Source organism: Pseudomonadota bacterium (assembly GCA_039024915.1).
In the GTDB taxonomy this organism is placed as follows: Bacteria; Pseudomonadota; Alphaproteobacteria; order Rhizobiales; family MH13; genus MH13.
This window is the reverse complement of the sequence record JBCCPK010000001.1, coordinates 473368-487206: the sequence shown is the minus strand read 5'-3', so window position 1 is coordinate 487206 and position 13839 is coordinate 473368. Positions and strand designations below refer to the sequence as shown.

Below are 13839 nucleotides of genomic sequence, written 5' to 3'. Positions count from 1 at the left end.
AGCACACCTGGCTGCGGTTAGCGGCGATGCTGATCGAACGGTTAGACGTCGGCACCTGTCTTCCACATACGCTCTGCAACATCGACCATGAAACGGCCTGGGGTGCGGGCAAAGCTCCCTAATCCCGAAAGCGCCGGGCGCGGGTGCGTAACCACCACGGTCGGGAACGCGCTGAGTTTGTCCTCATGCGGATAGGCAGCCTCGAAGATCGAGCGAAACTCAGAGTTCTCGATGAACGGCAAGATCTTAGGAGCAATGCCGCCCGCTATGAAAACGCCGCCTGCCGGCATGACGGTAAGCGCCAGTTCGCGTGCGACGCGGGCCATGTAGACGACAAATCGCTCGACTGATTGGACCGCGAGCGGCTCCCCGGCCAGCGCGGCCTGCGTGATGTCAGCGGCCTTTTGCAAAGGGGTGTCCGTACCTTCGAGTGCGCCAAGACTACGGTAAAGGCGCTCAAGCCCGTCACCGGAAACCAATTGTTCTCCGCCGAGCCGGTGCTGCCCACCCTGCGTAATGTGGGCAACCAGCCGATCATCGTCTTCCGATTCGATTGGTATCGCGATGTGGCCGCCTTCGCCCGGTACCGTAATCCACATCCCCATGCTATCCACCAGAACGGACGCGCCTAGACCCGTCCCAGGCCCAAGCACAAGCTTGGTGCCGCGCTTTGGTGGCTGCTGCTCGCCAATCAGAACCCAATCGTCTTCGGTAAGGTCGGGAAGCGCCAGCGCTTGGGCCTCAAAGTCGTTCAACGCAATCACGCAATCGAAGCCGAGTTGGTCCATGATCCGCTTTGGCTCAATAACCCAATCCGCATTCGTCAGCTTGAAGGCCTCACCGAGGGTCGGACCGGCGACGGCAAGGATCGCTGTTCTCGGTATTAACGAGGTCTGATCGAGCACCCCGCTTTGAATTGCGCTCTGAACATCTGGATGCTCGCGTGTTCGCACCTGAGCGAACCCCTGCTCTGTCGCATGGGAATCACTGACCAGAGCGAAACGCGCGTGCGTGCCACCAAGATCAGCGATCAAGACGGGAAAGGGCGTGACGATATCAAGGCTGCGACGATCGGGCATGAGCGAGTTCAATTATGAAGGCGCGACGAGGCGCGACAGATGGGTATCCTTTTGCCTTAGCGGTCGCGAACCGATGCTACAAGATCGAACAAAAGCGCTTCCGCCGTCGCGGGGTTGAGAGCCATCGGGACGTCATAAACAAGGGCCAGCCTCATGAGCGCCTTGACATCGACGTCGTGCGGCATGGGAGAAAGCGGATCGACAAAGAAAAACAACGCATCAATCGCGTCCTCAGCGATCATCGCGCCAATCTGCTGGTCGCCTCCTAGCGGACCGCTCTTGAGTTGGCGCACCGGAATGCTTGGTGCAGCCTTCTTGACCTGCCCGCCGGTCGTTCCCGTCGCGACGATCTCATGCTGGCTAAGCGCATCGGCGTGCCGCATGGCAAACTCGACCATCGCTGCCTTTTTGGCGTCATGCGCGACGAGCGCCAAGGTCAAGCTAGAGGGGCGGTCAGGGTCGCCGGAAAGATTGCTGTCCATGGACACGCTCTACTGCGTTTTCCCGTCCGTGCAAACCAAATGGCGTGACCTATCCTGCGCGAACGCAGGTGCATGGGTCATCGACGATGCCTGCGAAAGCGGCAGACCAGTGTGAAAACTGGTTTGCGAAAGTGCAGCACGCGGTTCGCGAACCTCTTGCGTGGCGCGCCCAATGGCTTAGGGTCCAGCTTTAGCGACAGAGCCGCCGCAGCAACGGCTGGCTCATAAAGCTCAACAGAGTCAACAAGGCCGTGCGCAGCGTTCCGGAACGGATTGCCTGGAAGGCCGAACCCAAAAAGGGTTCAGATGGAGGTGAATACAATGATCAAGCAGTTTCTTGCGACGGCCGCCCTTGGCGCGCTGCTGACAGCGCCAGCCATTGCCGAGGACATCAACCCTGCGGTGGTTTATGACCTGGGTGGACGCTTTGACGAAAGCTTCAACCAAGCGGCGTTCACCGGCGCGGAGGCCTTTAAAGACGAAACCGGCATTGAGTATGTCGATTTCGAGATCCAGAACGACAGCCAACGCGAGCAAGCACTGCGCAACTTCGCCCGCCGCGGCCATGATCCGATCATCGCGATCGGGTTCTCGCACGGCACTGCCGTCGATACCGTCAGCCAAGAGTTCCCTGACACACGCTTTGCGATCGTCGACATGGTTGTGGAGCAACCCAATGTCCGGTCGATTGTCTTCAAGGAGCATGAAGGGTCCTACCTGGTGGGTGTTCTCGCCGCGATGGCGTCACAGTCGGATACTGTCGGCTTTGTTGGCGGCATGGACATTCCGTTGATCCGTCGGTTCGCCTGCGGTTACGCTGAAGGCGTGCTGTCGGTCAGCGATGGTGCCGAGGTTCTGACCGCTATGACAGGCACCACAGGGGCCGCGTGGAACGATCCGGTGCGCGGCGGCGAGATCACCCAGAGCCATGTTTCAGCTGGCGCCGATGTCGTCTTCCATGCGGCAGGTGGTACCGGTATCGGTGTTCTCCAGGCTGCGGCGGATGCTGGCATTCTTGGCATTGGCGTTGATTCTAACCAGAACGGTCTGCAGCCAGGGTCGGTTCTGACCTCCATGCTCAAGCGAGTTGATGTTGCGGTTTCCGACGCCTTCACCGATGCGCAAAACGGGGAGTGGACCAACGGTTTCGAAGTTCTTGGCCTTGCTGAAGGCGGCGTTGATTGGGCGCTTGACGAGAACAATGAAGAGCTGATCACAGATGATATGCGCGCCGCAGTGGATGCGGCGAAGGAAGCTATCATTGCCGGTGATGTTGTTGTCCACGACTACATGTCGGACAACACGTGCCCGGCCACTGACAGCTAGAATTGGCAGCCGCTGGTTCCCAGCCCGAAGCCGGGAACCAGCGCTTTCCTGGCGGACCTGCGGCCAACGGCATGAGCGCTGAACCTCAACCTGAAACGCCCTCCACACCGCTCGCAATCGAATTGCGCGGTATTGATAAGCGCTTTGGTGCTGTCCACGCGAACCGGGCCATCGATCTCAAGGTCGCGCGGCAATCCATTCATGGGATAGTCGGCGAGAACGGAGCAGGAAAATCGACCTTGATGTCCATTCTGTACGGCTTCTACGAAGCCGATGAGGGTGACATCTACGTTGCTGGGCAAAAGGCATCCATTCGTTCCTCCAACGATGCCATCGCCAACGGGATCGGGATGGTCCATCAGCATTTCATGCTGGTGGATAATTTCACGGTGATCGAGAATGTGATGCTCGGGGCAGAGGGCGCTGCTACCCTCCAGACCGGGCGGGAGAAAGTGCGGCAGGAGCTTAAGCACCTTTCCGAAACTTACGGTCTGACGGTCGACCCGGACGCTATTGTCTCGGAGCTTTCTGTCGGTCTTCAGCAGCGCGTCGAAATCCTCAAGGCGCTGTACCGAGGTGCCGAAATCCTCATCCTCGATGAGCCCACGGGCGTGCTAACCCCTGAGGAGGCCGACAACCTTTTCAAGATCCTGCGGCAGCTTCGCGATCAGGGTAAGACCATTTTGTTGATCACGCACAAGCTTCGGGAGATCATGGCGGTCACCGATGAGGTGTCGGTGATGCGGCGTGGCGCGATGGTCGCAAGCTTGCAAACCGCCAACACCAGCCCCGCCGAGATCGCCGAACAAATGGTGGGCCGCAGGGTTCTGCTGCAAGTTGACAAAGGTGAAGCCGCACCTAGCGACGGTGTTCTGGTGGTGGAGAACCTGACTGTTCGTGATCGCTTTGGCGTTGAACGGGTCAAGGATGTTTCCTTCACCGTGCGACGCGGTGAGATCGTGGGAATTGCAGGCGTTTCCGGAAATGGTCAATCCGAGCTTCTCGAGGCTGTTTCGGGGATTGAGGCTCCGGCGTCTGGGCGCGTGCTCATAGATGGGAAGATCCTGTCGCACACCGGTGATCCAGCAGAAGCCCGTACCTTGGGCATGGGCCACGTCCCTGAAGACCGCCTGCGCATGGGTTTGGTGAAGACCTTCGAAGAGAACGAAAACTCGGTTCTTGGCTATCATGATGCGTCCGATATCGGCGGTAAGATGATCATGAGCGTCGACGCCATCCGAACGCACGCCAGAAGCCAGATCGAAAAATACGACATCCGCCCCCCCAATTGCCGGTTGAAGACCGCCAATTTCTCAGGCGGTAACCAGCAAAAGATCGTCATCGCTCGCGAGATGGAGGAGGACCCCGATGTTCTGTTGGTCGGGCAGCCGACCCGTGGGGTGGATATTGGCGCGATCGAGTTCATCCATAAGCGTCTGATCGAGATGCGCGACGCAGGAAAGGCGGTCCTGCTTGTGTCTGTTGAACTGGACGAAATCTTCGGTCTTTCCGACCGGATCCTCGTCATGTGTGGCGGTGAAATTGTTGGTGAGCGTTTGCCGCATGAAACCGATGAGAATGAAATCGGATTGATGATGGCGGGCATCGACGGGGCCGCCAACCAGGATACGCCCGCCAAAGCGGCGCCTGAGGCGGCCGAATGACCACTTGTTCCCGCTTTACTCGGCTGGCTTTTGCATTTGTTGCGCTGCTCGTAAGCGGCCTGATGGCGACGAACTCTCTGGCACAAAAAGGGCAGGCGGATTCACAAGAGGGTTTCTCCGGTGTCTCGATCGATCTGGTGGAAGACGACACCTTACGTCAGATGACCTTTGAAAACTGGACGTTGCGGGTGACCGATCGCCCGAGCGAACACGACACCGTCACCCCGATCTTCACGCTCTTCCACAATGACAACCAGGTGATGCAATTCGAGGGCGAACCAACCTATTTCGATTTCCTGCCGGTTCGCGTGACGCTGGCGCAGCTTGATCCTGACACGCCGGAACCTGAGCTCGTCGCGACGAGCTACACGGGTGGCGCGCATTGTTGCGATCGCATTCAGATTGCGTGGGTTCAGGCAGAGGGGACTTGGTGGCTGGAAGAGTTCGGCTTGTACGATGGTGGTTTTTATCTGTCCGACCACAATGGCGATGGCGTCGGTGAGATCACCGTTCGCGACCAGTCGTTTCTGTATACTTTCGACGGTTATGCGGGGTCCTGGGCACCGCCGCAGATTTTCGTGCTTCGCGATGGTGAGGTTTTGGATGTTTCCGCGGACGACGGGTATGCGTCGGCTTTCACCGAGGAGATCGGCGATTTCATACCTGAGCAGAATATCGAGCGGCCAGGCGCGCTTGCCGGCTGGGCAGCGATGCGCGCCCGTTTGGGCCACGGCGAAGAGGCGATCGAACGCCTCAGGCTTGCCAACGCCACTGTCGATTGGCCCTACCAGGTTTGCCTGAAGGGCGGGTCGCGCTTTTCCTGCGACGAACAGTATTTGCGCAGTTTCACTTTCGTCGAGTTTTTGACGCGTCACCTGGTCGAACAGGGCTATTTGGAGGCGGCACCGTGAAGGGTCGGATGCTATGAGCCTGTCCCGCGGCGAACTGCCCAAATGGGTCGACTACGGCCTGATCCCGCTTTTGAACCTCGCGGCCGCATTTTTTGTTGCGGGCCTTGTCGTCATAGCTGTCGGAGAAAATCCGATTGAGGCTGTCGAACTGATGCTCTTCGGGGCTTTCGGTTACGGTGAGGGCGTTGGCTTCACCCTCTACTACGCAACCAACTTCATTTTCACCGGTCTTGCGGTCGCCGTTGCCTTCCACGCCGGTCTCTTCAACATTGGTGGCGAAGGGCAGGCCTATGTTGCGGGGCTCGGGGTCGCCATCGTCGCGCTCATGCTCGACCAATATGTGCCATGGTTCATCGCAGCACCGCTTGCACTCGCTGCTGGCTGCGCCGTCGGCGCTTTCTGGGCGTTTGTTCCGGGCTATCTGCAAGCGACGCGCGGCAGCCACATCGTGATCACCACGATCATGTTCAACTTCATTGCCGCCGCGTTGATGACCTATATGCTGGTCAATGTGTTCCGGCAACCGGGGGCCATGGCGCCCGAATCGCGCACCTTTGAAGACGGGGGGCGCATCCCGCGGCTCGATTGGCTGTTCGATTGGTTCGGTGCAAATCTTGGCGGCGCGCAGCTCAATATCTCCTTCTTCCTCGCGCTGGTCATGGCGTTCCTTGTCTGGGTTCTCATATGGCGCACCCGGCTTGGCTATCGTTTGCGTACGCTCGGTCAGAACCCGACCGCGGCAGTCTATGCAGGCATGCGCCCCCCGCGTCTGATCATGATCGCAATGGCGATTTCCGGCGCGCTTGCGGGTATGATGGCCATCAACGAGATCATGGGTGTACACGGTCGGCTGATCCTCGAATTCGCCGGCGGGGCGGGCTTTGTCGGTATCGCCGTTGCGCTTATGGGCCGAGGTCACCCCATCGGAATCGTACTTGCCGCTTTGCTGTTTGGCGCGCTTTACCAGGGCGGGGCAGAACTCGCCTTCTCCATGCCCTCTATCACGCGCGACATGATCGTTGCCATTCAGGGCCTCGTCATTCTGTTTGCTGGCGCGCTGGAAGGTTTGTTCCGTCCGGCCATCGTTGGCTTCTTCAACGCCCTTTATGACCGCCGCCGCGCCCGCGAACGCGCGGCCGAGAGCGCGCAGGCGGCTGAGTAGGGCGGGGCGGCGCTATCATGGGAACCTTCGAGAGCTTTATTCTTTTACTCGACTCGACCGTCCGCCTTTCCATGCCGCTTCTGTTTGCTGCATTGGCGGGCCTGTATTCGGAGCGGTCAGGGGTCTTCGATATAGGTCTTGAGGGAAAGATGCTCGCAGCTGCGTTCGCCGCCGCCGCTGTCGGCGCAGTCGTCGGGAACGTCTGGCTTGGCCTGTTGGCAGGTATCGCCATTTCGGTTGCGCTGGCACTGGTCCATGGCTTTGCCTGCATCACGGCACGAGGCAACCAAATCGTGTCGGGCGTGGCTATCAACTTCCTGGCCGCTGGCCTTACCGCATTGATCGGGCATGCCTATTTCAGCCAGGGTGGTCGCACGCCCCGCCTTGATACCGAAGCGCGTTTCCTGCCGATCGAATGGCCCGCGGCAGAGGCGCTTGCTGGCGTGCCGTTCCTCGGGCCGGTCTATGAGGAACTCATCTCCGGGCACAATCTGCTTGTTTATTTGGGCTTTGCGTTTGTGGCCGTCACATGGTTCGTGATCTTCCGCACGCGCTTCGGGCTTCGGTTGCGTGCGGTCGGTGAGAACCCCGCAGCGGTCGATACCGCAGGCATATCGGTCACCCTCATGCGCTATCAGGCCGTAATCATTTGCGGTGTCTTATGTGGATTTGCCGGCGCCTATCTGTCCACTGCGCAGTCGGCGAGCTTCGTCCCCAACATGTCTGCCGGCAAAGGGTTCATTGCACTTGCGGCATTGATCTTCGCCAAATGGAAACCAGTCCCGGTGCTCTATGCGTGCTTGCTGTTTGGCTTCCTTGATGCGCTTGGTATTCGCCTGCAGGGCTATGAATTCCCAGGCATTGGTGAAGTCCCCGTGCAGATCATTCAGGCTCTGCCGTACATTTTGACCGTTGTCCTTTTGGCCGGCTTTATCGGTAAGGCTGAGCCCCCGAAAGCAGGTGGCGTCCCTTATGTAAAGGAACGCTAGGATGTCGCCCGAGCAAAGTGAGGCGCTTATCAAGGCCGCTCGCGCTGCCCGCGAAACGGCCTACGCCACGTACTCGGGCTACCGGGTCGGAGCCGCGATCTTGGGCGCCGATGGTGTCGTCTACCCTGGGTGTAACGTCGAAAACGCGGCCTACCCTCAAGGCACATGTGCAGAGGCGGGGGCGATCTCAGCCATGGCCCTCGCCGGTGAACGCCGCATCCTCGCTGTTGCGGTCGCCGGTGGACGAGCTGATCATCAACCTGAAACCGATCCATGGGACCTTTGCTCTCCTTGCGGCGGTTGCCGGCAGCGCATTGCAGAGTTCGCCCAAAGCGCACAAACACCGGTAATCATTGTGTCGCCGGAGACCGTGATGCTTGAGACAACCATCGGGGACTTGCTGCCCCACGCGTTTAATTTGGTGGAGGAGTAGACGTGTCGGACGCCGCTTCCGTCATTCGAGCTCGGCTTCCCGACGCGGCGCCGAAGCTTGGCCTGGTACTTGGATCCGGCCTGGGTGGTCTGGTGAACCAAATCGAGGGCGCGACCCATTTCCCCTACACGGACCTGCCGCATTTCCCGCTTTCGACCGTTTCATCTCATGCGGCCGAACTGGTGATAGGGAAGCTCGAAGGCGTCGAGGTGGCGGTGCTTGCGGGGCGTGTACATGCCTATGAAACCGGGTCAGCCGATGCGATGGCGACCCCCATTGCAACACTGAAGGCGCTTGGCGTTGAGCACCTGATCCTGACGAACGCTGCCGGCTCGTTGCATGAAGAAATGGGGCCGGGCGCGCTGATGCTGATCTCCGACCATATCAATTTCTCCGGGCGCAACCCACTGATCGGCGTTGAAGGTGATGGGCGCTTCGCCAATATGGTCGATGCTTACGACCCCGCATGGCGTTCCATCGCCAAGCGAATTGCCGCCGAACAAAAAATCGATTTGCACGAAGGGGTCTATGGCTGGTTTCTTGGTCCGTCATTCGAGACGCCTGCTGAGATTCGCATGGCCCGCATCTTGGGGATGGACGCTGTCGGCATGTCCACAGTGCCCGAGACCATCCTTGCGCGGCTGCACGATATAAAGGTGCTGGGCATCTCGTCGATCACAAACCTGGGTGCTGGCATGACGGGTGACGCGCTCTCGCACCATGAAACCAAAGATGTCGGCGCAACCATTGTTCCCAAACTCAGCCGTCTGATCCGCGCCCTGGTTGCTGATCGCGCCGCCAGTTGAGTTGGCGCGGCGCACCTGACACAGTCACCCATGGACTTCCTTCCCCAAGAGTTGATTGCCAAGAAGCGCGACGGCGGCACGCTGACAACCGATGAGATTGGTTTCCTGGTCGATGGCATCACATCCGGAGGTGTGACCGACGCCCAGATCTCGGCGTTTGCCATGTCTGTTTTCTTTCAAGGCATGCAGATGAACGAGCGGGTTGCGCTGACGCTGGCGATGCGCGACTCCGGCGATGTCCTCGACTGGTCGCATCTCAATGGTCCCGCGCTCGACAAGCACTCAACGGGAGGCGTTGGCGACAATCTGTCGTTGATGCTCGCCCCGATCGTCGCAGCATGCGGTGGTTACGTTCCCATGATATCCGGACGCGGTTTGGGCCATACGGGCGGCACGCTCGACAAGATGGACTCCATTCCCGGCTATCAGACCCAACCTGACAATGAGACCTTTCGGAGAACCGTCGAAGCGTGCGGGTGCGCGATCATAGGGCAGACCGCGAGCCTCGCGCCTGCGGACAAGCGCTTTTATGGCGTGCGGGACGTGACAGCGACGGTCGAAAGCATCGACCTGATCACCGCATCCATCCTCTCAAAGAAACTTGCTGCGGGCCTCAATGGCTTGGTGCTGGACGTCAAATCCGGCTCGGGCGCTTTCATGCCTTCCCATGCGCAAAGCGAAGCGCTGGCGGACAGTCTTGTGGCCGTGGCGAACGGCGCAGGAACCAAGACCTCGGCCCTCCTGACCGACATGAATGAAGTGCTGGGTCACGCTGCCGGAAACGCAGTTGAGGTCGCGACCGCCGTGGAATTTTTGACCGGCCGAGCCCAAGACCCGCGCGTGCGTGAGGTGACGCTGGCCCTGTGTGCTGAGATGCTGGTTTTGGGGGACTTGGCGGACGAAACAAACGCACTGTCGAAAGTTGCTGATGCACTGGATAACGGTCAAGCCGCAGAGATGTTCGCGCGTATGGTGCAGACGTTAGGTGGACCTTCGGACTTCGTTGAGCGCTACCGCGCATACCTGATCACCCCGGAAGTCGTCCGAGACATTCCGGCACCGCAGACCGGCGAAGTGGTCGCAATGGACACCAGAGCGGTTGGAAACGCCGTTGTTGCTCTCGGTGGTGGGCGGATAAATCCGCAAGATTCCATCGATCATGCTGTCGGACTCACAAACATCATCGCTTGCGGGCAAAGGCTCGAAAAGGGCGAGCCGCTGGCGCGGGTTCTGGCGCGTACGCCTGAAGCAGCCGACGAGGCCGAGCGCCGGGTGTCGGCGGCCGTCACCATCGGTAACGCGTCTGATCCGCGACCAGCGATCTATCGCCGTTTGGCGCCCACAGGTACGTCGTGATGGCCCGGGTCTTTCTTGTGGTCCTCGATAGTGTCGGGATAGGTGGCGCACCTGATGCAGACCGGTTTTTCAACGGTGATGTGCCCGACACAGGGGCCAACACTGTGGGCCACATTGCGGAAGCCTGCGCCGAGGGTCGGGGCGATGAGGTCGGTCTTCGATCCGGTCCCTTACGCGTCCCAAACCTTGCAAGACTTGGGTTGGGCCGTGCGATGGAAATCGCAAGCGGGGTCGACCATCCTGATTTGCGTGTAGCAGACCTCAAGGGGCGCTTCGCGGCGGCAAGCGAAGTTTCCAGGGGCAAAGACACGCCTTCTGGCCATTGGGAGATTGCGGGTGTTCCTGTGCCGTTCGACTGGGGCTATTTTCCGAAGACGCAGCCCGTCTTCCCTCCCGATTTGATGGAAGCTTTCATAGTTGAAGCGAGTTTGCCCGGCACGCTCTGTAACGCTCACGGATCGGGCACAGTTGTTGTGGCGGACTTCGGCGCGGAGCACATCGCAAGCGGCAAGCCGATCGTCTACACCTCAGCGGACTCGGTCTTCCAGATCGCGGCACACGAGACCCACTTTGGGCTCGAGCGCCTGTATCAAATCTGTGAAGTGGCGCGTCGCCTTGTCGATCCGATGAATATCGGCCGGGTGATTGCACGACCATTCGTCGGCGAAACCGGGCAGACGTTCCAGCGCACCTCCAATCGCAAGGATTTTGCGATTCCGCCCCCGGAACCGACCGTGCTCAACCGGGTCAAGGATGCGGGCGGGCAGGTCATAGCCTTGGGTAAGCTCGGCGATATATTCGCGATGAACGGGATCGACGAGGTTCGCAAGAGCCCTGGCATTAAAGGCCTATTCGAGGTTCTTTTGGAGACAGTGGACGGCGATAGAGAAGCACAACCTGGTGATCTGATCTTCGCGAACTTTGTCGACTTCGACAGCGAGTTTGGTCACCGCCGGAATATAGCCGGTTATGCCGATGCGCTTGAGCGCTTTGATCAGCTGGTCCCAAGTCTCCTGAATGCGCTGCGCGAAGACGATCTTCTGATCCTCACCGCCGATCACGGCAATGATCCCAGCTGGGTCGGCACCGACCACACCCGCGAACGGGTCCCGGTTCTGATAACCGCCCATGGGCTCAAGCCAGGTGATGCAGGCGTGCTCGACACGTTTGCAGACATCGGGGAGACGGCTGCGAAATGGCTTGGTCTCCCTGCAGGGCGCCATGGGGTGTCGATCCTGTGATCGCCATTCCGCTCGCCGAACTGCACTGCCACATCGAAGGGGCTGCGCCGCCAGAGCTCGTGCGTGAACTGGCTCAACGCAATGGGCAGGACATCACCGGACTGATCGATGAAGATGACGGCTACATCTGGTCGAATTTCGACAGTTTTCTCGGCGCTTACGATCGGGCTGCAAGCGTTTTCACTCGGCCCGAGGATTACGCCGAACTCGCTTATGCCTATGCTTGTGCTCTGGCGGAGCAGGGGACGATCTATTCGGAAATTTTCGCATCGACGGACCATGCCGAACAGGCCGGCGTGGACCCCGTCGCCTACCTCGATGCCCTTGCTGCAGGGCAGAAGCGCGCCGAAGCCGAGCATGGCATTGCGTGCCGCATCATCCCAACGGGTGTCCGTCATTTCGGCAAGGTCAGTATCTATCGGGCTGCCGAGATAGCCGTGCACGCAGCCAAGTCGAACTCCCACATTGTGGGTTTTGGCCTTGCTGGTTCTGAAACGGCAGGAACCGTCAACGATGCCAGCCCGGCTTTCGACAGGTGTGCCGCGGCCGGGCTGGGACTGACGTGCCATGCCGGTGAATGGACCGGGCCAGATACCATCCGTGATGCGCTCACGCTGGGTGTCACGCGCATTGGCCACGGTATCCGGGCTGCCGACGATACGCTGCTGGTGGCCGAGCTCGTTCAGCGCGGAATCACGCTCGAGGTCTGTCCGCAATCCAATTTGGTGCTGCAAGCGGTTCGATCGCAGACAGCACATCCTGCCATGCGGCTGCACAATCAAGGTGTGCTCGTGACCGCCAACTCCGATGACCCGCCACACTTTCATACGTCGCTTGAAAAGGACTACGCGACGATGGTCCGCCTGTTGGGCGGAGCCGACCGCCCCTTGCGCGCCATGCTGACGCGCAATGCGCTCAACTCGGCCTTCATGGATGAGGAAACCCGCGCAAAACTCTTGGCAAAACTAGACGAGGCAGTTGCGTCCGCCTAGCAGCCTGCGCCACAACACATCTGCAAAGCCAATAAGGAGCCCCCTAATGCAAGGTGTGACCGTCGTTGATCATCCGCTCATTCAGCACAAGCTCACCTTGATGCGGGACAAGAACACCTCCACCGCTTCTTTCCGCCGGCTCCTTTTCGAAATCTCCCATTTGCTCTGTTACGAGACGACCCGCGATCTTGAGACCGAGCAGGTCGATATCGAGACCCCGCTCGAACCGATGAAGGCACCGAAACTGTCGGGAAAAAAGCTCGTGTTCGCATCGGTCCTGCGCGCCGGTGACGGGCTTCTCGAAGGCATGCTCGACCTCGTGCCGGCAGCCCGTGTTGCCCATATCGGTCTGTATCGCGATCCCGAAACGCTTCAGCCGGTGGAATACTATTTCAAAGCACCTGAAGATCTCTCAGACCGTTTGGTGATCGTGCTCGATCCCATGCTCGCGACTTCAAACTCAGTGTCGGCAGCGGTGACCAAGCTTAAGGAACGGGGCGCGCACAACATCCGGTTCGTATGTCTTCTCGCTGCGCCCGAAGGCATCGAGAAGTTCACAACGACCCACCCGGATGTGCCGGTGGTGACCGCCGCGATCGACAGTCATCTCAATGACCATGGGTACATTGTGCCTGGCCTTGGCGATGCCGGCGACCGGATGTTCGGGACGAAGTAGTTTTGGGGGCCCAACCCGGCTGTGAAGGTCTTGTGCTTCTCATCGCCTTCCGTCAGCCTTGTCCGGTCCAACCAGCGCGGCAACATTGATGGGGTTCCAGTCATGGCTTTGAGCAACTCTGCGGACAGTTACGGTGCCCTGACAAAGCTCTTTCACTGGCTGATCGTGGTACTGTTCGCGTGGCAATACGCCAGCGGCAACATCATGCTTGGTATGGAACGCGGTACGCTCGTCGCCGGATTGGACCAAAACGCCTACTTCAATTGGCACAAATCCATCGGCCTTGTCGCTCTGGCCATTGCTATCTTCCGGATCATCAACCGTTCGATTGGTCAGTTACCGGACTGGGCGCCAACATTGGGAGACGGCGAGAAGGTTTTTATCCACCGCGCGGAGCAGCTGCTTTATCTCGCCATGTTCGTGATGCCGGTCAGCGGCTATCTGTACGTCATGGCTGGCGGCTTTGGCGTCTTGCTGTTTGGCGAGTGGAGATTGCCGAACCCCATTGGCGAGCGTGAGTGGCTCGAGTTCGCCGCCAAATGGGTGCACATCGTCTCGGGATACGTCCTCGCCGCCGCCGTTGCGGGTCACGTGCTTCTTGTGCTGCGCCATCAATTCTTCATGCGTGATGGGCTCTTGTGGCGCATGCTACCGGGACGGCGCGGTTAACCGCGCTGGGATCGGTTGAGCGCATTTTAGAAGGAGCTGATCGCGTTGCTATG

General features: G+C 59.5%; 14 protein-coding genes. 12 read left to right on the top strand and 2 right to left on the bottom strand.

What is annotated here, in order from left to right; all coding sequences use genetic code 11:
* Positions 1–41 precede the first annotated feature (41 nt).
* Both AAF739_02320 and AAF739_02315 read right to left on the bottom strand, forming a co-directional pair.
* Positions 42–1079, bottom strand: coding sequence for an ROK family protein (locus AAF739_02320; GenBank protein ID MEM6381483.1), 1038 nt, complete (start codon positions 1077–1079; stop codon positions 42–44).
* Positions 1080–1135: 56 nt separating this feature from the next.
* Entirely contained in the window at positions 1136–1561 is a 426-nt protein-coding gene (locus tag AAF739_02315) for a methylglyoxal synthase (GenBank protein ID MEM6381482.1), read from the bottom strand.
* 321 nt (positions 1562–1882) lie between these two features.
* Here AAF739_02315 and AAF739_02310 point away from each other — a divergent pair, with 321 nt between their 5' ends.
* The 12 genes from AAF739_02310 to AAF739_02255 all read left to right on the top strand — a co-directional run bounded on the left by AAF739_02310 (position 1883) and on the right by AAF739_02255 (position 13786).
* Complete coding sequence (locus AAF739_02310; GenBank protein ID MEM6381481.1) at positions 1883–2887, top strand: BMP family ABC transporter substrate-binding protein; 1005 nt, start codon at positions 1883–1885, stop codon at positions 2885–2887.
* 71 nt (positions 2888–2958) lie between these two features.
* The gene (locus AAF739_02305) at positions 2959–4551 is read left to right on the top strand and encodes an ABC transporter ATP-binding protein (GenBank protein ID MEM6381480.1); all 1593 of its coding nucleotides are present in this window, start codon (positions 2959–2961) and stop codon (positions 4549–4551) included.
* 62 nt (positions 4552–4613) lie between these two features.
* Positions 4614–5462, top strand: a complete 849-nt coding sequence (locus tag AAF739_02300; GenBank protein MEM6381479.1) for a hypothetical protein — start codon at positions 4614–4616, stop codon at positions 5460–5462.
* Positions 5463–5475: 13 nt separating this feature from the next.
* A complete protein-coding gene (locus AAF739_02295) occupies positions 5476–6624 on the top strand; it encodes an ABC transporter permease (GenBank protein MEM6381478.1) in 1149 nt (382 codons plus the stop codon).
* A gap of 17 nt (positions 6625–6641) precedes the next feature.
* Positions 6642–7613, top strand: a complete 972-nt coding sequence (locus AAF739_02290) for an ABC transporter permease (protein MEM6381477.1) — start codon at positions 6642–6644, stop codon at positions 7611–7613.
* A 1-nt stretch (position 7614) separates the two neighbouring features.
* On the top strand, positions 7615–8046 hold the full coding sequence (locus AAF739_02285; protein ID MEM6381476.1) for a cytidine deaminase: 432 nt from the start codon (positions 7615–7617) through the stop codon (positions 8044–8046).
* Positions 8047–8048: 2 nt separating this feature from the next.
* On the top strand, positions 8049–8852 hold the full coding sequence (locus AAF739_02280) for a purine-nucleoside phosphorylase (GenBank protein MEM6381475.1): 804 nt from the start codon (positions 8049–8051) through the stop codon (positions 8850–8852).
* A 30-nt stretch (positions 8853–8882) separates the two neighbouring features.
* Positions 8883–10208, top strand: coding sequence for a thymidine phosphorylase (deoA, locus tag AAF739_02275; protein ID MEM6381474.1), 1326 nt, complete (start codon positions 8883–8885; stop codon positions 10206–10208).
* Complete coding sequence (locus AAF739_02270) at positions 10208–11449, top strand: phosphopentomutase (GenBank protein ID MEM6381473.1); 1242 nt, start codon at positions 10208–10210, stop codon at positions 11447–11449. The genes deoA and AAF739_02270 overlap by 1 nt, the downstream gene beginning before the upstream one ends.
* The gene (gene add, locus AAF739_02265; GenBank protein ID MEM6381472.1) at positions 11404–12441 is read left to right on the top strand and encodes an adenosine deaminase; all 1038 of its coding nucleotides are present in this window, start codon (positions 11404–11406) and stop codon (positions 12439–12441) included. Before AAF739_02270 ends, add begins: the two co-directional genes overlap by 46 nt.
* A 46-nt stretch (positions 12442–12487) precedes the next feature.
* Positions 12488–13117 (top strand): uracil phosphoribosyltransferase, encoded by a 630-nt coding sequence (gene upp / locus AAF739_02260; protein MEM6381471.1) that lies wholly within the window; start codon positions 12488–12490, stop codon positions 13115–13117.
* Positions 13118–13219: 102 nt separating this feature from the next.
* Positions 13220–13786 carry a cytochrome b gene (locus AAF739_02255; protein MEM6381470.1) on the top strand — a complete coding sequence of 189 codons (567 nt, stop codon included), beginning with the start codon at positions 13220–13222 and terminating at the stop codon, positions 13784–13786.
* Positions 13787–13839: the final 53 nt, after the last annotated feature.